Source organism: Vibrio sp. Isolate23 (assembly GCF_022398095.1).
Lineage (GTDB): Bacteria > Pseudomonadota > Gammaproteobacteria > Enterobacterales > Vibrionaceae > Vibrio > Vibrio coralliilyticus_A.
Map to the genome: position 1 here is coordinate 1 of NZ_JAKEUV010000014.1, position 22,443 is coordinate 22,443.

The following is a 22,443-nucleotide window of genomic DNA, read 5'->3' on the forward strand; positions in this document are numbered from 1 at the left end:
CTTCTGGATCGTGACCGTCTACTGCAGGGATTACGTGCCAACCGTAAGCTTCAAAACGCTTAGGTGTATCGTCAGAGAACCAACCTTCAACGTGACCATCGATAGAAATGCCGTTGTCATCCCAGAAAGCGATCAGTTTACCCAGACCTAGCGTGCCAGCTAGAGAACATGCTTCGTGAGAGATACCTTCCATCAGACAGCCGTCACCCATGAATGCATAAGTGAAGTGGTCAACGATGTCGTGGCCTTCTTTGTTGAACTGTGCTGCTAGAGTCTTCTCAGCTAGCGCCATACCCACAGCGTTCGTGATACCTTGACCTAGAGGGCCTGTGGTTGTTTCGATACCCGGTGCGTAACCGTACTCAGGGTGACCCGGAGTCTTAGAGTGCAGTTGACGGAAGTTCTTTAGATCATCGATGGACAGCTCGTAACCTGCTAGGTGAAGCAGAGAGTAAATCAGCATAGAGCCGTGGCCGTTTGAAAGTACAAAGCGGTCGCGGTCAGCCCACTCTGGGTTAGCTGGGTTGTGGTTTAGGTGGTCACGCCAAAGAACTTCAGCGATATCCGCCATCCCCATAGGTGCGCCTGGGTGGCCAGAGTTGGCTTGTTGTACGCCGTCCATGCTAAGAGCACGAATTGCATTTGCTAGATGTTTGCGATCCATAATAAATACCGATTATTAGATTGTTTCTTAGAAAGGATGTGAAGAGGGGAACGCAAACGTTCCCCTCTAGAAATTCGATGGATTAAAGCTTAGCTTCAATCATTGCTTCAAGTTTGCCTTGGTCTACTGCGAAGTTGCGGATACCTTCAGCAAGTTTCTCAACTGCCATTGGATCTTGGTTATGATCCCACAGGAACTCAGCATGAGTCATTGGTGCCGGACGCTCTGCTGCGCCTTTAGAGTCAACTAGCTTCTCTACCACTTCACCTTCCGCTGCTTCGAGCTCAGCAAGAAGAGCAGGAGCGATCGTTAAGCGGTCACAGCCAGCTAGCTCAAGGATTTCACCAATGTTACGGAAGCTTGCGCCCATAACAACTGTGTTGTAACCATACTCTTTGTAGTAGTTGTAGATCTTAGTTACAGATAGCACGCCTGGATCTTCCTGAGCTTCGAAGTCACGACCTTCTTTTGCCTTGTACCAGTCCATGATACGACCAACGAATGGAGAGATTAGGAATACGCCGGCTTCAGCACAAGCACGAGCTTGGGCAAAAGAGAATAGTAGAGTCAGGTTACAGTTGATGCCTTCTTTCTCTAGGATTTCTGCTGCGCGGATGCCTTCCCAAGTTGAAGCCAGTTTGATAAGGATGCGATCATTTGTGATGCCGGCATCGTTGTACATTTTCACTAGCTGACGCGCTTTAGCTACGCTGCCTTCCATGTCGTAAGAAAGACGTGCGTCAACTTCAGTAGAGATACGTCCCGGGATGGTTTTTAGAATTTCTTTACCTATGTTGACTGCAAGCATGTCACAAGTATCTTGAACTTGCTGTGCTTTATCAGAGCTTTGCGCTTTAGCGTATTCAATAGAGGCATCGATTAGAGGTGCATACTCTTCGATTTGAGCGGCTTTTAGAATCAGAGAAGGGTTAGTCGTTGCGTCTTCTGGTTGGTACTTTTTAATCGCATCGATTTCACCAGTGTCTGCTACGACGGTCGTTAGTTTACGAAGTTGCTCTAATTTGTTGCTCATTTCGATCATCCTATTTAATGGGCCTTCACATCAAAACAGTTAATGTGAGTGGTGCAATTGCAATCGAGTTAGCTAATTGTCTTTCAACCCTTTCCGAGTCCATCAAATCAACTAACCGGAATTATTTTCAGCGTGAGAGCATTTGTTGTGAACATTTGCTCTTACGATGAGTAAATGATGGGTCCATATTTATCTCATCTACACAGAATGTCAATTGCTAATTTAAGGTTATAGTGATGTTCATCAAGTATTTCTCCAGTTGCCTTGATGGGTTATTCGAATTAAACGTTTGCCCAGTAATGAGAAGGGTTTGTAAGACTCTAATAGGGTCAAGAAATAGCCTGAGAATTTGTCCTGTCAGTGAGCAAATGTTGCATTTATCTGTAGTGATAACATATGCTACGGCATTGAGCAGATGTTATATGTATATTCCTATACAGGAGCTGTAGCAAAATGAACAAATCGCAACAAGATATGTCTGATGACAGCGCTGATCTCCTTACTGAAATTTCCGTTGCGTATTATCAGGATGGGGCAACTCAAGAAGAAATCTCGAAGAAGTTTTCTGTTTCCCGTGCGAAAGTAGGCCGAATGCTTAAGCAGGCACGTGATGAAGGCATTGTCGAGATCACCGTTAAATATCACCCTGTATTTAGTGCGAAGATCGAGCAAAGGTTAATAGAGCGATTTGGGGTCAAGCGAGCCTTGGTCGCACTTGATCAACCGAATGAAGAGCAACAGCGCCTGCAAGTGGCGGGTTTGGTTTCTAAGTACATGGCTAGCTCTATTCAAAATGGCTCGGTGGTGACGGTTGGTCAGGGGCGTAACGTATCTGCTGTAGCTCATCACGTAGGAGTGATACCTCAGCGTGATGTCAAATTCGTCTGTGGTATCGGTGGTATCCACCCGAGAGGGGGTATGTTTAATGCCGATCATATATGTCGCCAGTTTGCGAAAAGCTATGGTGGTACCTCTGAAACTCTTTATGCACCAGCCTATGCAGAAAATCCTGAACAAAAACATGCGTTCATGCAGAATGCAACCGTGAAGCAAACGTTGGATCTTGCCCGTAAAGCTGATGTTGCACTCGTCGGTATCGGAGACATGAGTGAAAACAGCTATATGGTTGACTTAGGCTGGTTTACTGCGGATGAAGTAGTGCAATCTCGTATGAATCAAGGTGTAGTCGGGGACTTTGCAGGTTATGACTTCTTTGATATTCAGGGAAAGTCGGCTAAGACGGTCATGAGTGATCGTGTTATTGGTCTCAGTATTGAAGAGTTTCGCCCTATTTCGGAGGTAATTGCGATTGCCGCAGAAAATAGCAAACCATTAGCCATGCTTGGTGCATTAAGAACAGGCGTCATTGATGTTATTGCAACTAGTGTGAGCAATGCGCTAACCGTTTTAAACTTGGATGAACAAATGAAATAGCCCCGAGAGATTGCTCGCTAAAAAGCACGAGTCATGTCCTCGTGCTTCTCTTATAGTTTGTCTTTTGCTTTCTCTTTTACGAAATCGATAAATGCCCGAATTCTAGTGGGCATCTGCAAGCCGTAGTTGTGTACAGCCCAGACTGACGCCTTAAGGCTCATCCCATCCGCTGTTAAACGGATCAACCTGCCTTCCTTCAAGTCATCTTCAACGGCGAGAATAGGTAAGCACGCAATTCCTAAGCCTGAGAGTGTCATCATACGGATTGTGGGTACGCTATCTCCAAGACGAGTGGAATGGAATCGATAACTGATGCTTTGCTTCCCCACGGAGAATTTGCGTTCAACGTTTATACCCTCCCACTGATTAGCAATATAGTCATAGTCGATGAGCTCGGTCGAAGTCACTGGAAGGGTAATATTGTTCTTCGTGAGATATTCAGGAGAGCTGCACAGCACTTGCTCTAGTTCGCCTATCTTGGTGGCTCGTGAACTGGAGTCGGGTAACTCACCCACTGTTATTGAAAGGTCGATGTATTTATCAATCAAGTTGAGCCGCATATCATTGGCTAATAATCGTGGCTCAATACCAGAATGGTTCTTTACAAACTCACACATCGAAGGCCCAATCAAATGAGTCATAAGCGTATGAGGTGAGGTGACAGTCACTGTGCCTGCAAGTCCGGTATTGGAATCACGCACTTCTTCTTCCGCCAAGGACATCAGTTTTTTCATTTCAAGGCATCGTTGGTAGTAACGTTGCCCAGCTTCAGTAAGAGACTGACGACGCGTTGTTCTGGTTAACAGTTTTACGCCTAGATGTTGCTCTAAACCTTGAAGATGATGGCTCAGAACAGACTTGGACACGTCCAACTTATCGGCGGCTTTGGTTATCGATCCAGATTCAACAATTTGGGCGAATACCTGCATGCGGTGTAGGTCTGATTTCATAAAATTTTATTGTTCTATTTAGTCTAACTATTTGTGAAATCGTACCTTATTTATCACAAATTATAAACAATTAAACTCTCTCACGAACTCAAAAAACGAGACCAAAGGAGAGGAACAATGAGCATTCTGGTTCAATTTAAACTAAGCCACTCATCGGAAAATACTCAGGTAATCAAAGACTTTTTTACTGAGATTTTGCCAGACACAAGGACTTTTGAAGGGAGTATCTCTGCCCATCTGTTTGAGAAAGTACAAGGACAGCACGAGTTAGTGTTGCTTGAAGAGTGGCAAACTCCTCAGCATTTCGATAAGTACATCGCGTGGCGCAAAGAAATAGGGGACTTTGATCAGCTTGGTACGATGTTATCGGAAGCGCCTAACATTGTGATGTTATCTAAGGAAGTCTAATGAATATTATCTGGAGCCCTGCAACGGTTCCACCGCCAGCGGCTAACTACCACCAATGTGCGATGATTCCATCAGGTTCGACTCGACTTCATATTGCAGGGCAATTGGGTATCAATGAGCTTAGCGAGGTGCCGGAGAGTGCTGAGGATCAGATTGTACTGGCTTGGCAAAATGTACGTGGAGTGTTGCAAGCCAATAGAATGGACATACAGGACCTGATTAGCGTTCGGATTTACATGGTAAATCGCGAAGATCTTGAAGGTTATCAGAGAGCTAAGGAGCGCATTCCATTTGATGTCGGCGCTTTACCTACGACGTTTTTATTCGTAAATGGCCTGTTCGACAAAAATTGGAAAGTAGAGATAGAAGCTGAAGCGGCCAAACGCTTTCAAGGCAGCGATATACTTAGGCATTTTTGATTATATGTTCAGTAGAAAAAAGAAAAGGCAGCCGTTATGGGCTGCCTTTGTGTGAAACAACCTTTAGCTGATCGGTAAACTGTCGTCTGCGCCCCATTCGGTCCAAGAACCATCATACACTGACAAGTTTTGATATCCGGAAAGTTGTGCAGCGAGAAGAACAATAGCCGCCGTCACCCCTGAACCACAGCTGAAAATGTGTTGAGATTTACGGCTATCCATTGAGCTTTCCAAAATCGACTTTAGATCGCTAATAGATCTTAGTTTGTGGCCTTCCATCAACTCAGCGAATGGCTGACATACTGAGTTTGGAATATGTCCAGCTCGCACACCAGGTCTTGGCTCGGCGACTTCCGCATTGAATCGCGCATGAGAGCGTGCATCAACGGTCTGGTTGGACGCGTTCGAGATTTGGTTAAGTACGTATTGCGCATCAACAAAGAAAGAAGGGTCGAGTTTGCCGTTAAAGTTACCTTCAGTATCGGCCTTTTTGTAAGAAGTGACAGTGTCATATCCGGCTAGCTTCCACTCGGTCAAGCCGCCATTCAAGATATACACTTCTTTATGCCCCATCGCTTTTAACATCCACCACGCTCGCGGAGAGGCAAAGGTACCGCTGTTATCGTACACCACGATAATCGAGTCTTGATTAAGGCCTATGCTTCTTGCTAACTGATTGAAGCGGTCTTGTGAAGGCATCATATGTGGCAGTGAAGCGTCTGGGTCACAAAAAACCTTGTCATAATCGAAGCGGATGGTATTGGGGATCAAGTTATGCTGATCTTTTTCTGTTTCGGATGGGATCTGAAATTCAATACTGGTGTCTAAAACTACCAACTTTCCGGATTTTTCCAATTCAGTAAGTTCTGCTGGAGAGATAAGCGGTGACATGATATTTCCTTATAAGTCTATGTGATTTATAGATTTAATCGGCTCAGTTTGCCTCTAACTACACACGGCGCAATCAGGCATTTTCATGAGATTCATTTCTCGCCATGACATGGTCATCGCATCAAGAATAAGAATCTTACCTTCTTTTGCCTGTCCGTAATTGGCGATAACTTTAATCGCTTCCATTGCTTGCACCGCACCGATGATGCCAACAACTGGCGCCATGACTCCAGCTTCTACACAACTTAATGCTGCAGAGCCGAAAAGGGCACTTAAGCATTGGTAGCAAGGTTGTGTTTTATCCTGATAAGTGAAGACACTGACTTGTCCTTCCATTCGTATTGCTGCACCGGAAACCAGCGGTATTTTTAACGCATAGCAGAGGCGATTAAGTTGATTGCGAGTCTCTACATTATCCGATGCATCGAGCACCAGCGTATGCTGCTCAATTTCCTTTTTTAAATCCTCATCACTCAAGCGTTGATCTATGGTACGCACTTGCAGGTGAGGGTTCAGCTGCTGAAGAGATTCAGCAGCTGACAGGACTTTCTTTTTGCCAACGTCGACATCATGATGAAGCACTTGGCGTTGTAGGTTAGACAGTTCAACAACGTCATCATCAATTAAGGTCAGCGAGCCAACCCCAGCGGTCGCTAAGTATTGACTTGAGGCACAACCAAGGCCACCAGCCCCGAGAATCAACACGGAGCTTTGTTTCAATGCTTCTTGACCGTCAAAATCAAATTGCTTGAGTATAATCTGACGGTTATAGCGCAGCATTTCTTGATCGGAAAGGATCTCCAAAGTGTTCACTCCTAGTAAAGGGTTGAATTGAACAATTGGATATTCACAGTTTCACCGACTTCAACACGGCCTCGTTCACGCTCCAAAACGACAAAACAATTGGCTAAACTCATCGAGCGAAACGCGCCAGAACTCTGATTGCCTGTCGTTTCTACTACAAACTTGCCATCTTCGATGGTGTAAATGCCACGCTGGTAATCTGTACGCCCCGGTGATTTCTTAAACGCAGTGCGGGTTGTTGCCGGTATAGATTCAGGCGCTGTCCATTCAGTATGTCCGGCAAGCTTGGCTAGCATAGGCTGAACCAGAACGTACATTGTTAGCACTGCTGAAACGGGGTTACCTGGAAGGCCGCAGAACCACGAGGTCGATAATTTGCCAAAGGCAAATGGTTTGCCAGGCTTGATAGCAAGCTTCCAAAACCCAATTTGGCCCAGTTCTTCAAGAATATCTTTCGTATAATCAGCTTCCCCGACACTCACACCGCCCGAAGTAACGACGACGTCAGCTAAAGTTTGCGCCTTTTCAAAGGTGGATTTTAACTCTTCAGGACAGTCAGGGATAATACCAAGATCAATAGGTTCACAACCAAAGTTCTCGATCAGTGGTTTTATGCCATAACGATTGCTGTCGTATATTTGGCCAGCTTTGAGTGGTTCACCAAGAGGTTTGAGCTCATCACCTGTTGAGAAGAAGGCAACACGAGGCTTACGAACGACAGTGACGTGGCTAATACCCAAAGTTGCGATCATTGGTATATCTCGGGCGGTAAGGCGCGCTCCTTTAGGTAGTACGACGTCACCTTTGCGAATGTCATCACCTGTAGGGCGAATGTTGTTCTTCGGCTTCACATCGGTCTGATTGAACTGCACGCCTTGTTCTGTCTGCTCAGTGTTTTCCTGCATGATGACGGCATCGCAGCCTTCAGGAATTTGAGCGCCAGTCATAATGCGAACGCATGTGCCTTTTGGCCATTTGCCCTCAAAAGGTTGGCCTGCAAAAGATTTACCCGCTAAAGGCAGAACATTATTGTTGTTTAAGTCGGCAATACGAATTGCGTATCCGTCCATGGCTGAGTTATCAAAAGGAGGAACGAAAATAGGGGAAAGTATATCTTCAGCAAGAACATAGCCAATGGCTTCGGCAAGAGGCAGTTGTAAGGTGGTTTGGATTGGTTTAATTGGCGACAGCATTTGCTTCATCGCATCTTCGATTGGCATCAGGCCAGGAGCGTCACAGCAACCCATAATACAGTCCTAAATCATTATTATATTAGCGTTTAATGAACATCACTTTATCACAGAAATCGTAGTCGCAATAATGACCACGGATAAAATATGGGTGTAATTATTCAAAAATCCGAGTATCCTTGTCAGCCATCCGAAAGAGGTAAATCCCTCGATTTCTGGGTGTTTTGAGTTGTTCAGTACTGAGCCAGAGTTTGTCGAGGCTTCAGTCAAATTCAATCGATTGAAGCATGTACGGCAAGTTGATGTAAGAGGAAGTGGAATGTCAGGTCTTAGCGAATCCGCGAAGTTGGTAAAAGATGCGCTAGAAAGCCGCGGTTTGGAGACGCCTATGTCACCAAACCAAATCAGTCGAGAAGAGAAAAAAGAAAAGATTCAGCACCATATGCGTGAAATTCTTTCTCTACTCGAGCTTGACCTTACTGATGACAGTCTCGAAGAAACGCCGCATCGCATTGCTAAGATGTACGTTGACGAAATTTTCTCAGGCCTTGATTACGCCAACTTCCCTAAAATTACAGTGATTGAGAACAAGATGAATGTGAGTGAAATGGTGCGTGTTAAAGACATCACACTCACAAGCACTTGTGAGCATCACCTAGTAACGATTGATGGCCGTGCGACTGTAGCGTATATTCCTCGCGGAAAAATCATTGGCTTGTCTAAGATCAACCGCATCGTCCGTTTCTTTGCTCAGCGCCCTCAGGTGCAAGAGCGCATGACTCAACAAATTCTAGTCGCACTACAAACTCTCTTAGAGTCTGATGATGTTGCAGTAACTATTGATGCCACGCACTATTGCGTGAAATCTCGTGGAGTGATGGATGCAACAAGCGAAACCACCACCACTGCGTTAGGTGGTATTTTTAAGAGCAACCCGGCTACGCGCCACGAGTTCCTTCACGGAATTCGCTAGACAGTCAGTCGATTTACGAATTATTCAAAACCGCTTCCTTGTTGAAGCGGTTTTTACTTTTTTAACTGCTTACGGATCCACATTCGTTAGCCATCCTTGAAGGATACACTTGTGACAACCTCATTTAAGAGTCTGAATCTTAGAAGTGAATTGATAGAGACGCTGAACAGCCTTAACTACACGGAAATGACGCCTATACAACAACAGGCATTGCCGATCGTTCTTGAAGGTAAAGACGTGATTGGACAGGGTAAAACTGGCTCGGGTAAAACTGCGGCGTTTACACTTGGGTTACTAAGCAATCTGAACGTTAAACGCTTCCGTGTTCAGACCTTGGTACTTTGTCCAACTCGCGAACTCGCCGATCAGGTAGCGAAAGAGGTTCGCACACTGGCGCGTGGTATTCACAACATCAAAGTTCTCACATTATGTGGTGGTATGCCGATGGGGCCTCAAATTGGTTCGTTAGAGCACGGTGCGCATATCTTGGTGGGTACGCCTGGACGTATTTTGGATCACCTTTCTAAAGGACGTATCAATTTAGCCGAGATGAACACTTTGGTTCTGGATGAAGCTGATCGAATGCTTGAAATGGGTTTTGAAGAGGCGATTGACGCCATCATTGATAAAGCACCTCAAGACAGACAAACCTTGTTGTTTAGTGCAACGTTCCCGAAAAATATTGAGTCTTTAGCGTCAAAAGTGATGCGTGATCCACAAATGATCAAAGTGGAATCAACGCATCAGACAACGACCATAGAACAGCGGTTCTATAAACTCAATACAGCAGAAGAGCGTGATGAGGCTCTGGAAGCTTTACTGCTGACACACAAACCTGAGTCGTCAGTTGTGTTCTGTAACACCAAGAAAGAAGTCCAGAAGGTGACCGATGAGCTAACCCACCGTGGGTTTAGCGTTGTTGAACTTCATGGTGACATGGAGCAGCGTGAACGTGAGCAGGCATTGACTATGTTTGCTAACAAAAGTGTGTCGATTTTAGTGGCCACCGATGTAGCGGCGCGTGGCCTTGATGTTGATAACCTTGATGCTGTGTTTAACTTTGAGTTATCTCGTGACCCAGAAGTTCATGTTCATCGTATTGGTCGTACTGGCCGTGCCGGGTCGAAAGGGGTGGCATACAGTTTCTATAGTGAGAAAGAGGAATACCGCGTCGCACGAATTGATGAGTACATGGATATTGCCATCTCTCCTGCGATACTGCCTGAAAAGCCAATCGAGAAGCCTTTCTATCCTAAAATGCAAACTATTCAGATCCTTGGCGGTAAGAAGCAGAAAGTACGCGCAGGCGATATCTTGGGTGCTCTCACTAAACAGGCGGGTCTGGACGGAAACAAGATTGGTAAGATAAATATTCTGCCAATGGTTTCTTACGTCGCGGTGGAACATGACATTGTCAAGCCAGCTTTAAAGCAGCTTCAAACGGGTAAAATGAAAGGACGAAACTTTAAAGCTCGAGTTATGAAATAAAGAAAAGCCAGCCATTGACTTGGCTGGCTTTATCTCGACATGTTGGATGGATTAACTGTCGAATAAATACAGATATTCTCCATAGCCTTTTTCTTCAAGCTCATCGATGGGAATGAACTTCATCGCGGCTGAATTCATGCAGTAGCGTAGACCCGTTGGTGCCGGCCCATCTTTGAAGACATGGCCCAAGTGAGAATCCGCAAATCGACTTCTGACCTCGGTTCTTGGGTATACCAAATGATAGTCGGTTTTCGTGATAATGTAGGCTTCATTAATGGGCTTGGTGAAGCTTGGCCAGCCTGTGCCTGATTTGTATTTATCAGTAGAAGAGAATAAAGGCTCACCAGATACTACATCCACATAGATACCACGCTGCTTGTTATCCCAGTACTCGTTGTTAAACGCGCGTTCTGTCCCATCTTCTTGCGTGACGTAATACTGTAGGTCTGTTAGTTTTGCTTTGATGTCTTGCTCAGAAGGTCTCTTATATGACTTTACTTTGGCCACTGCCTTATGTGCATCAATCAGTTGACGCAGTGTCTTCGGGTTTTCTTCTCTATCATCACCGAAGATGTCATCCAAATATTGATCACGGCCAGATGCGTAGCGATAGTAGTTATAACGGATTTTATTCCTCTTGTAGTAGTCCTGATGATAGTTCTCTGCTGGCCAGAATTTAGTGAACTTAATGAGTTCGGTCTTGAGCGGCTTTTTAAAGATCCCTAATTCTTCGATTTCAGTCATAAAGCTTTCTGCGATGCGCTTTTGCTCATCGTTATGATAGAAAATGGCAGGGCGGTATTGCGGACCACGGTCCACAAATGATCCTTTGTTATCAGTAGGATCAATGTGACGGAAGAATTGATCAAGAACCTGCTCGTAGCTAACGGCCTGTGGATCAAACTTCACTTCGATGACTTCAATGTGGCCCGTTTTACCTGATGCAACCTGCTTGTAGGTTGGATTCTCTAATTTACCGCCAGAATAACCCGACACAACATCAAGGACGCCAGGCAGTTTCTCTAGATCAGATTCAGTACACCAGAAACAACCACCTGCTAGCGTTGCTACCTGATACTCTCCATGAGTCGAGCCTTTCGTCATGTCGCTGCCTGCTGTACCAAAAAATGACGCTAATGCAGCAGCCAGAATGATGGCGGAAAAAATTATCTTCGACTTCATTTTCATATCAACCTCTTCGATTGCTTTGTCTTTGATTAATAAGAAAGGTCAGTTGAGGAAAAAATTGCATGAGATCTTATTTTTTTGAAAACTTTGTTCGATGACAGGGATATTTCCACATTCAACGAGTGCCTATATCGCCTTTTCCCCATCATAGGATTCCTTTTTATATGTTTGATTACTGGTTTAACAATTGCTTAATTTTTAATAAGTTAAGTTTAATTTGTTCAAGATAAAGGAATCGATCACTCATAGCAGTAGCTTGACTTAATAGTGTCTTGCACTATTACTTACCGATAACATCAACTTAATACTGATGGAACAGTGTTTGGAGTTATCACTATGAAAAAAACCTTAACTTTGCTCTGTGCGGCTATGGCTTCTGCCTCGGTCTTTGCAAAAAACGATGTCACTGTTTATGGTGACGATTCATACCCTCCTTATTCTTATGTCGAAAGTGGCAGGGTTACAGGTATTTATACAGTTATTCTTGAACGAATTTTTTCTAAAATGCCGGACTATAACGTGACCATAAAAGGTGTGCCTTGGAAGCGTGGGTTATCTGAAGCTGAAGGTGGAAAAATCTTCGCTCTTTATCCTCCGTACAAACGTCCGGAGCAGCGGCCATACATGGAATACGATATGCCAATACTTGATGAAAAGCTTGTCGTTGTGTGTCAGAAGTCCGTATTGAGTAACCCTAGACCAAATTGGCCGGGTGACTATATGGGCCTTACGATAGGTAACAACGCTGGGTTTTCCGCAGGTGGCGATGAATTTAGAGCAGCGGTAAAAGCAGGCAAGATCAAACTCAACGAAACCAAAGGCACGCCTAAAAACCTTCTTAAGCTTATTGCAGGCCGTGTCGATTGCTATATGAATGATGCTCTTTCAATCCAGTGGGAACTCAAAAAACTGCAAAATGAAGGCAAGTATGATGGTCAAAGTATTGTTGAAGGCGCGACTATCAGCTCGGAGCAAGGGTTCTTAGGCTTCGTGACTGATGGTGCCAAGTTCCCCTATAAAGAGGATTTTAAAGCACAATATCATAAGATTTTGTCTGAAATGAAAGAGAGTGGTGAAGTCGATCAAATAGTGAATGACTTTATCAAATGACATCCAAACATGGGTCGACTCGCAAAGGGTCGGCCTGTTATTTTAAAACTTTTTAATTTTCCCTTTTGATATTCCTTCCGATCAAGTGTTGAAAGACCAGTTGCAATTAACTGATGGATTGCTTTGCGAACTTTGCAAACAGAGCAAAGATCATTGTAATTATTAATCAATACCATAGACTACCTCTATATTTACTGTTGAGACTAAGCAAATGGATCTGAATACATTCATTGAACAATTAAGCCGTGCCCCTGAGTCCATTGAATTTGAGCACACGATGGCAGTCATAGACGCACATTATGTTTTTACGCCAACGGCTTTTACGAATGGTGAGAGTGAGAATGAAGCTAATCAGAATAACGGCTCATGCAAGATATTTGCTTTCGCGAAACTTAACCAGTTGTCAGAACAAGCCACCTTAGCCTGCTTTGGCCGTTTTTATAGGGAAGATGTACTGCAAAACCCTGATGGTCATGATCATGCTAACATTCGCAACTTCATGAATTCGGGCTGGCAAGGCATCAAATTTGAGTCAGAAGCGCTTATTCGTCGATGATTATGCTCCTTTTTCATGGGTAAAGGACTATGAACAACAAACAGCTTATTGAATATCTTGATACTTTTATGAGTGTTGAATCGGGCCATCCGTTTGGCCCTGAAGCTTTAGTGTATAAAGTGAAAGGAAAAATGTTTGCAATCTTATCCGAGAGAGAAGGGCGTGAATATGTCACTGTCAAGGTAAAACCGGAAGATGGTGAGGTTCTAACTGGTCAATTTAATGATATTACACCTGGCTACTATACCAATAAAAAGCACTGGGTAACGGTTTACTATCCTGGCGACGTTGAAGATGGCTTGATTCAGGATCTCTGTGAGCGCTCCTATGAATTGGTCGTGAGTAAATTACCTAAAGGGCAAAGAGTCCAACTAGGTTACGATTGAATCTTAAGACTAGTTAATCGATCAAATAAACAACCACTTGGTGTAAATACCAGCAGTCAAATAGAAATGGATATTTTGATTTGACTCTCTCTCTGCAATCCGTAAAGTGTGCGTTGAGCGTGGCGGTGGGTAGCTAAAGCGCGAGAATAAAGGCGCGTTGGCAGAGTGGCTATGCAGCGGATTGCAAATCCGTGGACCTCGGTTCGACTCCGGGACGCGCCTCCATTCGCCCTCTTCTGCTAGAAAACTCTTATATGACTAACTTTGTAATGGCGTAATTGTCTAACTTAGACGTTACGATTGGTTGTGTCACAACAACTTGTTTAATATCCTCAAAAAAAGCCCCGCATTGAGCGCACAACATACTATCTGCTTCTGATAGCAAATACTCTTCACTGCCGCACAGCAGGCAACACAATACTTTGTCGTCTTGATTTGATTCCATGAAAGCTCCAGCAGCAAAAGTAACTAGGTATGTTCTATAGCTAAGGTTTTTTTATTATTGTTTAATAATGAAAATAGCTAGAATATCTGTATACAATGACATTCTAGTTGAATACTCTTTCAAATATGCTTTTTTGGGATGGTTTTCGTTAACTATGAGAGTGAATTCATAAATTTATGGCTTGTTTTATAAACAAACAGATCTAGAAGAGAAGCTATAAGTGAAACGCTGCTCTATGTATATGAGGAGCTTTTCACTTTCAGTTTAGCTTACTAACTTGACCGCTTCACGAGTGAGTTTTGCCAGTTCTGGCCAATTCTGTTCTTCAACAAGGCTTTTCTCAACCATCCATGTGCCGCCACACGCCAAAACGCGAGGAATAGAAAGGTAGTCTTTAATGTTTTTAGGGTTAATTCCACCCGTTGGCATAAGGTGAACATCTGAGTAAGGTGCTAATAATGATTTGACCATTTGTACACCACCAGACGCTTCTGCTGGGAAAAATTTAAGAGTGGTCAAGCCAAGTTCTAAAGCGGCTTCAATCGTGCTTGGATTATTAACTCCGGGGATAATGTCAATACCAATTTCCTGACAAGCTTTAACGGTGTTTGGATTAAACCCTGGTGAAACGATGAACGCCGCGCCAGCTTCTTTGGCTGCTATTGCTTGTTCTTTATTCAAGACTGTCCCAGCACCGATTAACATATCTGGTTGGGATTCTCTTAGTAGGCGAATGGCTTCCACGGCAGCTTCAGATCGGAACGTAATCTCGGCCGCCGGTAATCCGTTTTCTACGAGAACTTTACCAAGAGGGACAATGTCCTTTGCATCGTCAATCGCGATAACAGGGATGACTTTTAGTTTTTGTAGTTGTTCGTTAATAAGTGACATCGATTTACCTTATCTTCATACGCAGCTTGTACTGAGTGATTATCGTCTTGTGACCATAAAGCAGGACGAAAATTGCTTCGCAGGGATTTTAGCAGAGTCAGTAAGTTGGCTCTATCTTCGTCAGATAATATCGCAAGACTATTCCACTGATATAAATCATATCGACTTGGGGAAGGTTAGATTTAATGTCAATAGACTGAGGGTGCTGAAGCAAGTTTAGAATAGTTCTAATTTTAACAGATATAAAATTATAAAGAGTAAACAGAGGGCTTTGAATCAGCCCTCAATAAAGGTTTAGGTACGATCTGCGAGATAAGCTTCGTAATCTGGGATTTCTATGTCTACTTCAGACTCGATTAAATCAGACTCAATTAAGAAATTAGCCGTAGCACGGTTGGTTGCAACAGGGATGTTCCAGACACTTGCAATTCGAAGTAGGGCTTTCACATCAGGATCATGCGGCACGGCATTGAGCGGATCCCAGAAGAAGATAAGCATATCAATTTTCTTTTCTGAAATGAGAGCACCGATTTGTTGGTCACCACCCATAGGGCCTGAAATCATACTCTTAATCGCGAGTCCGGTTTGTTTACTCAGCATTGAGCCTGTGGTTCCTGTTGCATAAAGAAAGTGACGTTGAAGTTTTTCCTTATGCTCAGTGACCCAGCGTAGGAGTTCTGGTTTACAGTTATCATGGGCAACCAGAGCAACATGTTTGTGTGCAGGCAATGTGCGAGTTGTTTTCTGCATTATTGATTTTTCCCTAATATTTTTAATTAGTTACGTAAAACGTAGGTCTGTATTCCGATGGTGATAAGGACTCAGCTATAACTTTTGGTTTTAAGTTTTTGGGTGTCAGTGCTTCGATAATCGGAGCTTCAATAGTTTCATACGATTGACCTTTCAGATAGCTTACCGCTTGTCTGACAGATAAGCGACCTTGTTTAACCATTTTGTCAGTAGGCGCAAATTCTACGCGATTTCTTAGCAGCCCTCGATAGACACCGTGGCTCAAATAAGTAGAGACCAAACCGATACTCTCTGTTTTCCCTGCGTTTCTTAGCTCACTAATCGCGGCTTCAACGGCCACTGCGCTGCCGACTAGATAAGAGATGTCTTCTATTTCAATCGCTTTTTGTACTAGATTACGCTGAAGCTCTTTATCATTATCGGCCCAGTAGGTTTCGACAATTTGAATGTCACTATCTTCGATAGCGCTAAGAAAGCCACGAATCACAGGTTTTGTCCCACCACTGGAATTAGGGCCGGGTAGTAAAACGATTTTTATCTCACCAGAGCCTTTCGGGTGTTTATTTTTTAGATACTGGCCGGTGTAGAACCCCATCCAATACCAGTCTACCCCGACTTCTCCTTTAAGCTGCTTTTGTGATTGGCTACCGAGGATCATCTGATTGACACTGGCGAATACAGGGGTTGCCCCTGCGTATTGACGCAGGCTATTCATGTATAAATCTGGTGCCACAGTACCGAGAATAATGGCATCAGCGTTCCAGCTTAGACATTTACCTAGCTGTTCTTTTTGCTTAAATTGATTTGGATACCCACCAGCTTCAAAGACCTGTAAATTGACGCCAAGGTTTTTGGCTTCATCAACCATACCGTAGTTAACGGACAACCAATACGAATCTTTAAGGTGCGGGTATAAAGCACACAGTCGGTAGGGAGCCTGTTCCGCGTATGTATAAATTGGTGAAAAGGCGTTAATTACAATGGCTGAGATCAATAATCGTTTTGCTGAGAAAGCTGAAAGCATGAGGTATATCGTTGGTAATCGTTACGTAAACACTGCAAAATATAGCGTATTCTCTCAGTGCAAAGAAGTGTCGTTACTTAATGTTACTTGCCAAAGCCAGTATCGGTCGAAAGTTGCTGTTCGCGTTTCTTGCCATGGCTCTGCTGGTATGTATTTCTGCATTAATTGGCGTGTTTGGCTTTTCTTCTGTCGCTAAAACGGAAAGAAACGTTGTAAATTCCGCCATTCCTTCCATGATCGAAGCGCGTCAAGTCTCTGAGCTGAGTGCAAAAATTATTTCCTCCGTACAAACCTTATCGAATGCCAAAACTGAAGTGCAACGCCAGAAATCAGGCAAAGAATTGTTTTCGCAATTGGAAAGTTTGCTCACACATATTAAGCAGCTTGGCTCTGACTCATTTGACTCTGAACTTCTGACTCGATTGGAAGCGGATGTCCAGACAGTGATCAATACTTTAGTGGAGCTAGGTATTGTGGTAGAGAAAAGACTACAGCTCAATCACCAACTGGCTGTGACAACCACAGAATTGCGGGAGTTGGCATCAGAGCTCGAACAGTTGACACGCACTCAGGTGGCGAATACCAGTACTATCGCTGTTGCCAATGTAACTCACATCTATGATTTGCTAGAAGAGAAGCGAACAGAGCAAGCATATCAAGCCTTAGATACCTTGGTTGAGGTCGATTTGGACCTCGCTGAGCGACTGCATGAATTACACCTTCTCGCGTTTAAGATGCTCAACCACATTGAAGAGACGCGAACGATTTCTGATATTGAACGAATTCGAACGGTTCGAGAAGAGTTCATGGATAATCTTGATATCATGAAGCGCCGAGTTCGTGGTGTAGAAGATCCTACCCGTTCTATCCAGATGGAAGAATTGCTTATTCAGCTTAAGCATGGTGAAAGGGTTTTTGACGTTCTTCTACAACGCTATCAAAACGAGAAAACAGCCCAACAATTGATGCAAGACACGTTGACACAGTTTACGGCTTTGAACACCACAGTAAATAAGCTGGTTGATGATTCTAACCAAGCAACAACACGTGCAGTCGAGAAGTTAAAAACAACACTGGATTATGCTCAACTTAGCCTGACACTGATCACTGTGCTTGGGATGTTGATCGTGGTTATGATCGTTTGGAAAGTGGTTTATGTTTCAGTGCTTAAGCGTTTAGCTGAGTATTCATCCGCCTTGCTTTCTATTGCTCAAGGTCAACTTAAGGTCGACATTACGGTAAAAGGGAACGATGAGCTTGCTCATATGGGTCAAGCGATCATCACGGCTAGGAATACCGCTCAAGCATTAAAGGTAGTCGCTGAAAGCGAAACGAAAGCGAAACAGGAACTACAAGAACACAAAGAGCACCTCGAAGAACTCGTGACGGAGCGAACTCATCAGTTACAAGATACCAACAAGCGTCTAAATCATGAGGTGTTAAATCACGCTAAAGCACGTCGACAAGCAGAACAAGCCAACCGAGCTAAATCCGCGTTTCTAGCTACGATGAGTCATGAGATCAGAACGCCTATGAATGGTGTTCTTGGGACTGTTCGATTACTTAAAGAGACGGGATTGAATCAACAGCAAGCACACTACGTAGATGTCATTAATCGCAGTGGTAATACACTGCTCGCCATACTTAATGATGTCCTTGATTATTCCAAAATTGAAGCAGGGCACCTTGAAATTCGAGCCGTGGATTTTAATCTTTATGACATGGTTGATGATGTCAAGCAGCTGCTAGAAGGACGAGCAAAGGAAAAGCAAATAGAGCTCAATGTGTTGATAGAAAGCGATGTGGATCAATTTTTCTTTGGAGATGCAACTCGTATTAATCAAGTATTGACCAACCTTGTAGGCAATGCGGTCAAGTTCACTGAGCAAGGCCATGTCGATATCTATGTGACCAACGATCCAGACAACCCCGAGAATGTGTTGTTTGAAGTGTCCGATACCGGGATTGGGATCAGTCAGGATGAACAAGGCACGTTATTTGAAGCATTCACCCAAGCGTCTGGTGGGCTTCACTCTAAAGGTGGTACAGGCCTCGGGTTAGCGATCAGTAAGCGTATTGTCGAAGCCATGGGAGGTTCATTGATGCTCGAGTCTGAGCTTGACCAAGGCAGTCAGTTCAGCTTTAGTATACCGCTGAGCCAAGGTGCGGAAGTTCAGCCAAAAGAACAGAGCGTTCGTCCATCACTTAAAGCAAGCGTTCTGCTGGTGGAGGATAACCCTGTAAACTGTATGGTAGCCGAGGGATTCCTGAAAAGCTTAGGGCACGAGGTCATGATTGCTACGGATGGGGTAACGGCTCAAAAGCTTTATTCGGATTACCATTTTGATATTGCTCTCCTCGATATTAACTTACCCGACTGTAATGGTGTCGAATTATTGAACGAGCTAAAGTGTTTAAATAGTGACGCTGTCACACCTATGGTTGCTATTTCTGCTCATGTTTATAATGAGGAAGTTCAAAGTTACCTCTCTGCTGGTTTTGATGGCTATCTCCCGAAGCCACTGGATAAAGATGCGCTTAGTGATGTGATCCAAGATAGCCTAGAAGGGCAAGCTTTGAGTTTGGTTTCAACTGAGCACGAGAAAACTTCCCCTCTAGTTCTGATTGATCCGAATGTAGTTGAAGAAGATTCCCTCGTTTTAGGTAGTGAAAAAATGAGAGAAATCATTAACCTGTTTATTGCAGGGGCTAATGAAGCATTGAATTTTATGCAAATAGCCGCTGAGCAAGATGACCCGAATCAAATAAAACAACTCGCGCATAAGTTGAAAGGTTCAGCAGGAAGCTTGGGTCTGCTAGCATTGTTCGACGCTTGTTTAAGCATTGAGAAGTCTCAGCAGCCAGTAAAGGATTATTTGGCTTTCCGAGCTCAGCTTCAAACACTCATTGATGAATCAAAACAAGCGCTCAATAAATTGGTTGACTAGGTATCACTATGATAGAAATTGCTTCTCCTCGACTCTCAATGCGTCAGATTACAGAAACCGACTGGCCCTTGTTTCTTCGTTTGCACCAAGAAGAAGACGTCATTCGTTACGCATTTGATCAGCCCGAGCTGAATGACATTCGTCAGCGCTTTGAATCTCGACTTCCTACTTGGCAATGGGGAAGTGCACATTGGTTATGTTTAGTGATCCGAGATAACACCAATAACAAGGCGGTGGGTGTGACGGGGCTATGCATTGAAGATGAATCGGATGATTCTGTTGAGATTGGTTATCTGTTGCTGCCGGAATTTCACGGTAAAGGGATTGGCACGGAATCACTGCTAGCATTGATTGATCACGTCAAACAATCCTTGCCAGCGGTTAAGAACATTAATGCGATCGTGACGGACGGAAATATTGCTTCATGTAAGGTTCTGGAGAAAGCCGGGTTTGAGCTAATAGAGCGCGAAGAAAATGCTTATCAGATTGGCGGTAAACTTTATGACGATTTAATCTATCGCTTTCATGTTTGATTTGATCAATCGAATAGATTCCCCAAGAAAAAAGCAGCAAAATTGCTGCTTTTTGTTTTATTTAGGGGGGGAGCTAAGCGATCGCTTGTGTGAGTATTTCTCGGCTTTCTTTGAGAGTGATCGTTTGATTCTCGCCTAGCGCTTTCATGCCGTGTTGCTCAAGTTGGTCAATCACAGAATCGATAGCACTTTGCTTATTGCTACCATGCTCAGTTAACTGAGTAGAGACTTTCATGGTTTGGTAAAAGCTTTCAATCGCGTCTACAGTGCGCTCAGCTAAATCCTCCCCTGACTCTAGACCAAACACGTTAAGCCCCATTTGCTCAAGCTTGGCACGTTTATGTGCCATTTGGTTGCGCAGCAGTGATGGCTGAACGATAGCGAGTGAGCGTGCATGATCTACACCCCAAAGTGCTGTCAGTTCATGACCAATCATGTGAGTTGCCCAGTCTTGTGGCACTCCGCTACCAATCAAACCGTTTAATGCTTGGTTTGCAGACCACATTAGATTTGCTCGCCAAGCATCGTCATCACGATTGTCAAAATCTTCACCCAGCGATTTTAATGTACGAAGTAGAGTTTCCGCATAGCCATCCTGTACCATAGCACCATGGTTGGTTGTTAAGTACTGCTCACAAACGTGTACCCAAGCATCCACAATACCGTTGATCAGTTGCTTTTCTGGCAGCGTCTTCATGACGTCTGGATCCATTACCGCGAATTTCGGTTGAACGAATGGACTCATGAATGCGAGTTTGTCTTGTGTTTCCGCTTTAGTGATCACCGCGCCCATGTTGGATTCAGAACCTGTTGCCGGAAGCGTCAACACTGCTCCTAGTGGTGTTGCTTCAGAAACCTGATGTTTGCCAGTGAGAATATCCCAGCCATCACCATCGTACTTCGCTGCAGCTGCTACATATTTCGAGCCGTCAATCACTGAGCCTCCACCAACTGCTAGAATAAAATCGATGCCTTGCTGTTTTACGATAGACACGGCTTTATCAAGGGTTTCTTTTGTTGGGTTAGGTTCGACGCCAGAAAACTCAACCCATTGGTAGCTTTTTAGAGCGTCAATAACTTGGTCGTAAACACCGTTACGTTTTATCGAACCGCCCCCATAGATGATCAATACTTTATCTTTTGGCTGAACAGATGATTGGATAGAACTGATTTGACCTTGACCAAAAAGAATCTGGGTAGGGTTAGCGTAAGTAAATTGCATTGTCATTCCTCTTGCTTCAGTTTATTGCCTGCTAGGCTGACTGATTTAGCATTCCGTGATTCGAGATGCTTCATTGTTTTATGCATATTAGTGTTGAAAAGAGGTTTTAAAAATATCGATTCCTCTGTTTTTATTGCCTAATCCTACTTTTTGTATATTCTGATAGAAAAGGTGTAGGAGGTAAGATGACACTTGCTCAATTAATGCAACAGTATGTTGATACTCATAACTTAAATGACCTTGAGGGGGTAAAGGAGACCGAATTAGACGGCATATGGTTCTATCGCAGCAGTAAAGGTAACTCTCGTAAGCCTTTTGTTTATCAGTCAGGGGTGATTGTTCTAGGCCAAGGTCATAAGAATATCCATATTGGTAATCAACCTGTTCAGTATGGGCCTAACGATTATCTTGTTGTTGGAGTGCCTATGCCACTTGAATGTGAAGCCATTCCTACTGATGGTGAACCGTTAATGGGCTTAACGATAGATATTGACTCTCAATTGCTCCACCGCCAGGTGAATAAGCTAGAAGAATTGGGCTTTGCTCCGAGAAAAGATAATATGCATCAAACCTGCGGGTTGAGATCGGTCAGCATGGAAGCCTCTATGTTGGACGTATGCATACGAATCATGAAAGCACTTTGTAACCCGGTAGAGTTAGCACTACTCGGTGATGCGCTTAAAGAGGAGCTTACCTACCGTGCATTAACCAGTAGTGGAGGGCATGTGCTGTTTGATTTAGCTCATCATGAGGGGCAATATGCCAGAGTCGCGAAAGCTCTGGATAAAGTTCACCGGAATTACAGTGAAGCGCTTTCAGTGCAACATTTGGCAGAAGAAGCCAATATGAGCATGTCTGCTTTTCACAGCGCATTTCGCCAGATTACGTTAGAGTCACCGATTCAATACATCAAAAAAGTGCGCCTGAACAAGGCGAAAGAGTTAATTCAGCTCGAAGGAAAGAAAGTCAATGATGCGGCGAGGCTCGTTGGTTATAACAGTGCTTCCCAGTTTTCTCGCGAGTATAAACGTCACTTCAACGAAACACCGACAGGTTTGAAGCTGGCCAGCTAGTAAGAAAAGAGGAAATCAGAGGTTAAAAAATTACTGTTTTTTTAAAGCGTTAGTGTTGGCATA

At 43.9% G+C, this 22,443-nt stretch carries 23 protein-coding genes and 1 tRNA gene; 12 read left to right on the forward strand and 12 right to left on the reverse strand.

Annotated elements, in window-relative coordinates; genetic code table 11:
• A partial coding sequence (locus L1D31_RS20945; protein ID WP_275666194.1) for a transketolase family protein occupies positions 1 to 664 on the reverse strand: 664 nt, incomplete at its 3' end.
• Between the two features lie 82 nt (positions 665 to 746).
• Entirely contained in the window at positions 747 to 1,697 is a 951-nt protein-coding gene (gene tal, locus L1D31_RS20950; RefSeq protein WP_239838917.1) for a transaldolase, read from the reverse strand.
• Positions 1,698 to 2,150: 453 nt separating this feature from the next.
• Here tal and L1D31_RS20955 point away from each other — a divergent pair, with 453 nt between their 5' ends.
• Positions 2,151 to 3,131 (forward strand): sugar-binding transcriptional regulator, encoded by a 981-nt coding sequence (locus tag L1D31_RS20955; RefSeq protein ID WP_239838918.1) that lies wholly within the window; start codon positions 2,151 to 2,153, stop codon positions 3,129 to 3,131.
• Positions 3,132 to 3,181: 50 nt separating this feature from the next.
• On the opposite strand, the gene L1D31_RS20960 is transcribed toward L1D31_RS20955, so the two are convergent.
• Positions 3,182 to 4,081 (reverse strand): LysR family transcriptional regulator, encoded by a 900-nt coding sequence (locus L1D31_RS20960; protein ID WP_239838919.1) that lies wholly within the window; start codon positions 4,079 to 4,081, stop codon positions 3,182 to 3,184.
• Positions 4,082 to 4,198: 117 nt separating this feature from the next.
• Here L1D31_RS20960 and L1D31_RS20965 point away from each other — a divergent pair, with 117 nt between their 5' ends.
• Together L1D31_RS20965 and L1D31_RS20970 are read left to right on the forward strand one after the other, a co-directional pair.
• Positions 4,199 to 4,489 carry an antibiotic biosynthesis monooxygenase gene (locus tag L1D31_RS20965; RefSeq protein WP_239838920.1) on the forward strand — a complete coding sequence of 97 codons (291 nt, stop codon included), beginning with the start codon at positions 4,199 to 4,201 and terminating at the stop codon, positions 4,487 to 4,489.
• Positions 4,489 to 4,908, forward strand: a complete 420-nt coding sequence (locus L1D31_RS20970) for a RidA family protein (protein WP_038164812.1) — start codon at positions 4,489 to 4,491, stop codon at positions 4,906 to 4,908. Before L1D31_RS20965 ends, L1D31_RS20970 begins: the two co-directional genes overlap by 1 nt.
• A gap of 63 nt (positions 4,909 to 4,971) precedes the next feature.
• Here the strand turns inward: L1D31_RS20970 and L1D31_RS20975 are convergent, their stop codons facing one another.
• The 3 genes from L1D31_RS20975 to moeA are packed head-to-tail and all read right to left on the reverse strand — an operon-like array spanning position 4,972 to position 7,850.
• Positions 4,972 to 5,799: a sulfurtransferase gene (locus L1D31_RS20975; RefSeq protein ID WP_239838921.1), complete on the reverse strand. Its 828-nt coding sequence runs from the start codon at positions 5,797 to 5,799 to the stop codon at positions 4,972 to 4,974.
• Positions 5,800 to 5,853: 54 nt separating this feature from the next.
• The gene (gene moeB, locus L1D31_RS20980) at positions 5,854 to 6,603 is read right to left on the reverse strand and encodes a molybdopterin-synthase adenylyltransferase MoeB (RefSeq protein WP_239838922.1); all 750 of its coding nucleotides are present in this window, start codon (positions 6,601 to 6,603) and stop codon (positions 5,854 to 5,856) included.
• Between the two features lie 11 nt (positions 6,604 to 6,614).
• The gene (gene moeA, locus L1D31_RS20985; protein WP_239838923.1) at positions 6,615 to 7,850 is read right to left on the reverse strand and encodes a molybdopterin molybdotransferase MoeA; all 1,236 of its coding nucleotides are present in this window, start codon (positions 7,848 to 7,850) and stop codon (positions 6,615 to 6,617) included.
• 262 nt (positions 7,851 to 8,112) lie between these two features.
• Between moeA and folE the strand changes: the two genes are divergently transcribed.
• Both folE and dbpA read left to right on the forward strand, forming a co-directional pair.
• A complete protein-coding gene (gene folE / locus L1D31_RS20990) occupies positions 8,113 to 8,766 on the forward strand; it encodes a GTP cyclohydrolase I FolE (protein ID WP_239838924.1) in 654 nt (217 codons plus the stop codon).
• Between the two features lie 111 nt (positions 8,767 to 8,877).
• Positions 8,878 to 10,254: an ATP-dependent RNA helicase DbpA gene (dbpA, locus tag L1D31_RS20995; RefSeq protein ID WP_239838925.1), complete on the forward strand. Its 1,377-nt coding sequence runs from the start codon at positions 8,878 to 8,880 to the stop codon at positions 10,252 to 10,254.
• Between the two features lie 51 nt (positions 10,255 to 10,305).
• Here the strand turns inward: dbpA and msrB are convergent, their stop codons facing one another.
• A complete protein-coding gene (msrB, locus tag L1D31_RS21000; protein WP_239838926.1) occupies positions 10,306 to 11,442 on the reverse strand; it encodes a peptide-methionine (R)-S-oxide reductase MsrB in 1,137 nt (378 codons plus the stop codon).
• 336 nt (positions 11,443 to 11,778) lie between these two features.
• Here msrB and L1D31_RS21005 point away from each other — a divergent pair, with 336 nt between their 5' ends.
• The 4 genes from L1D31_RS21005 to L1D31_RS21020 all read left to right on the forward strand — a co-directional run bounded on the left by L1D31_RS21005 (position 11,779) and on the right by L1D31_RS21020 (position 13,719).
• On the forward strand, positions 11,779 to 12,552 hold the full coding sequence (locus tag L1D31_RS21005) for an ABC transporter substrate-binding protein (protein ID WP_239838927.1): 774 nt from the start codon (positions 11,779 to 11,781) through the stop codon (positions 12,550 to 12,552).
• Between the two features lie 211 nt (positions 12,553 to 12,763).
• Positions 12,764 to 13,108 carry a HopJ type III effector protein gene (locus tag L1D31_RS21010; protein ID WP_239838928.1) on the forward strand — a complete coding sequence of 115 codons (345 nt, stop codon included), beginning with the start codon at positions 12,764 to 12,766 and terminating at the stop codon, positions 13,106 to 13,108.
• A 29-nt stretch (positions 13,109 to 13,137) separates the two neighbouring features.
• Positions 13,138 to 13,494, forward strand: a complete 357-nt coding sequence (locus L1D31_RS21015; protein ID WP_239838929.1) for an MmcQ/YjbR family DNA-binding protein — start codon at positions 13,138 to 13,140, stop codon at positions 13,492 to 13,494.
• A gap of 151 nt (positions 13,495 to 13,645) precedes the next feature.
• Positions 13,646 to 13,719 (forward strand) — tRNA-Cys (locus L1D31_RS21020).
• 25 nt (positions 13,720 to 13,744) lie between these two features.
• Here L1D31_RS21020 and L1D31_RS21025 read toward each other — a convergent pair.
• From L1D31_RS21025 to torT, 4 genes are all read right to left on the reverse strand, one after another.
• The gene (locus L1D31_RS21025; RefSeq protein WP_239838930.1) at positions 13,745 to 13,939 is read right to left on the reverse strand and encodes a hypothetical protein; all 195 of its coding nucleotides are present in this window, start codon (positions 13,937 to 13,939) and stop codon (positions 13,745 to 13,747) included.
• Positions 13,940 to 14,203: 264 nt separating this feature from the next.
• Entirely contained in the window at positions 14,204 to 14,830 is a 627-nt protein-coding gene (locus tag L1D31_RS21030) for a bifunctional 4-hydroxy-2-oxoglutarate aldolase/2-dehydro-3-deoxy-phosphogluconate aldolase (protein WP_239838931.1), read from the reverse strand.
• 294 nt (positions 14,831 to 15,124) lie between these two features.
• Positions 15,125 to 15,580 (reverse strand): methylglyoxal synthase, encoded by a 456-nt coding sequence (locus tag L1D31_RS21035; protein ID WP_239838932.1) that lies wholly within the window; start codon positions 15,578 to 15,580, stop codon positions 15,125 to 15,127.
• 22 nt (positions 15,581 to 15,602) lie between these two features.
• Positions 15,603 to 16,604, reverse strand: a complete 1,002-nt coding sequence (gene torT / locus L1D31_RS21040) for a TMAO reductase system periplasmic protein TorT (RefSeq protein ID WP_239838933.1) — start codon at positions 16,602 to 16,604, stop codon at positions 15,603 to 15,605.
• A gap of 80 nt (positions 16,605 to 16,684) precedes the next feature.
• On the opposite strand from torT, the gene torS reads away from it, so the two are divergent.
• Both torS and L1D31_RS21050 read left to right on the forward strand, forming a co-directional pair.
• On the forward strand, positions 16,685 to 19,552 hold the full coding sequence (gene torS, locus L1D31_RS21045; protein WP_239838934.1) for a TMAO reductase system sensor histidine kinase/response regulator TorS: 2,868 nt from the start codon (positions 16,685 to 16,687) through the stop codon (positions 19,550 to 19,552).
• Positions 19,553 to 19,560: 8 nt separating this feature from the next.
• Positions 19,561 to 20,085: a GNAT family N-acetyltransferase gene (locus L1D31_RS21050; protein ID WP_239838935.1), complete on the forward strand. Its 525-nt coding sequence runs from the start codon at positions 19,561 to 19,563 to the stop codon at positions 20,083 to 20,085.
• A 73-nt stretch (positions 20,086 to 20,158) separates the two neighbouring features.
• Here L1D31_RS21050 and L1D31_RS21055 read toward each other — a convergent pair whose 3' ends face one another.
• Entirely contained in the window at positions 20,159 to 21,307 is a 1,149-nt protein-coding gene (locus L1D31_RS21055; RefSeq protein ID WP_239838936.1) for an iron-containing alcohol dehydrogenase, read from the reverse strand.
• A gap of 185 nt (positions 21,308 to 21,492) precedes the next feature.
• Here L1D31_RS21055 and L1D31_RS21060 point away from each other — a divergent pair, with 185 nt between their 5' ends.
• Complete coding sequence (locus tag L1D31_RS21060) at positions 21,493 to 22,380, forward strand: AraC family transcriptional regulator (RefSeq protein ID WP_239838937.1); 888 nt, start codon at positions 21,493 to 21,495, stop codon at positions 22,378 to 22,380.
• The last annotated feature ends 63 nt before the right edge of the window (positions 22,381 to 22,443 follow it).

Bases quoted from the DNA above. Each gene is read 5' to 3' on its own strand.
- torS (WP_239838934.1), top strand. From the start codon at position 16,685: ATGTTACTTGCCAAAGCCAGTATCGGTCGAAAGTTGCTGTTCGCGTTT.
- L1D31_RS21030 (WP_239838931.1), bottom strand. From the start codon at position 14,830: ATGTCACTTATTAACGAACAACTACAAAAACTAAAAGTCATCCCTGTT.
- L1D31_RS20975 (WP_239838921.1), bottom strand. From the start codon at position 5,799: ATGTCACCGCTTATCTCTCCAGCAGAACTTACTGAATTGGAAAAATCC.
- L1D31_RS20955 (WP_239838918.1), top strand. From the start codon at position 2,151: ATGAACAAATCGCAACAAGATATGTCTGATGACAGCGCTGATCTCCTT.
- L1D31_RS21015 (WP_239838929.1), top strand. From the start codon at position 13,138: ATGAACAACAAACAGCTTATTGAATATCTTGATACTTTTATGAGTGTT.
- folE (WP_239838924.1), top strand. From the start codon at position 8,113: ATGTCAGGTCTTAGCGAATCCGCGAAGTTGGTAAAAGATGCGCTAGAA.
- msrB (WP_239838926.1), bottom strand. From the start codon at position 11,442: ATGAAAATGAAGTCGAAGATAATTTTTTCCGCCATCATTCTGGCTGCT.
- L1D31_RS21025 (WP_239838930.1), bottom strand. From the start codon at position 13,939: ATGGAATCAAATCAAGACGACAAAGTATTGTGTTGCCTGCTGTGCGGC.
- L1D31_RS20960 (WP_239838919.1), bottom strand. From the start codon at position 4,081: ATGAAATCAGACCTACACCGCATGCAGGTATTCGCCCAAATTGTTGAA.
- L1D31_RS21005 (WP_239838927.1), top strand. From the start codon at position 11,779: ATGAAAAAAACCTTAACTTTGCTCTGTGCGGCTATGGCTTCTGCCTCG.
- L1D31_RS21010 (WP_239838928.1), top strand. From the start codon at position 12,764: ATGGATCTGAATACATTCATTGAACAATTAAGCCGTGCCCCTGAGTCC.
- L1D31_RS20970 (WP_038164812.1), top strand. From the start codon at position 4,489: ATGAATATTATCTGGAGCCCTGCAACGGTTCCACCGCCAGCGGCTAAC.
- moeA (WP_239838923.1), bottom strand. From the start codon at position 7,850: ATGGGTTGCTGTGACGCTCCTGGCCTGATGCCAATCGAAGATGCGATG.
- torT (WP_239838933.1), bottom strand. From the start codon at position 16,604: ATGCTTTCAGCTTTCTCAGCAAAACGATTATTGATCTCAGCCATTGTA.
- tal (WP_239838917.1), bottom strand. From the start codon at position 1,697: ATGAGCAACAAATTAGAGCAACTTCGTAAACTAACGACCGTCGTAGCA.
- L1D31_RS21055 (WP_239838936.1), bottom strand. From the start codon at position 21,307: ATGCAATTTACTTACGCTAACCCTACCCAGATTCTTTTTGGTCAAGGT.
- L1D31_RS20965 (WP_239838920.1), top strand. From the start codon at position 4,199: ATGAGCATTCTGGTTCAATTTAAACTAAGCCACTCATCGGAAAATACT.
- L1D31_RS21060 (WP_239838937.1), top strand. From the start codon at position 21,493: ATGACACTTGCTCAATTAATGCAACAGTATGTTGATACTCATAACTTA.
- L1D31_RS21050 (WP_239838935.1), top strand. From the start codon at position 19,561: ATGATAGAAATTGCTTCTCCTCGACTCTCAATGCGTCAGATTACAGAA.
- L1D31_RS21035 (WP_239838932.1), bottom strand. From the start codon at position 15,580: ATGCAGAAAACAACTCGCACATTGCCTGCACACAAACATGTTGCTCTG.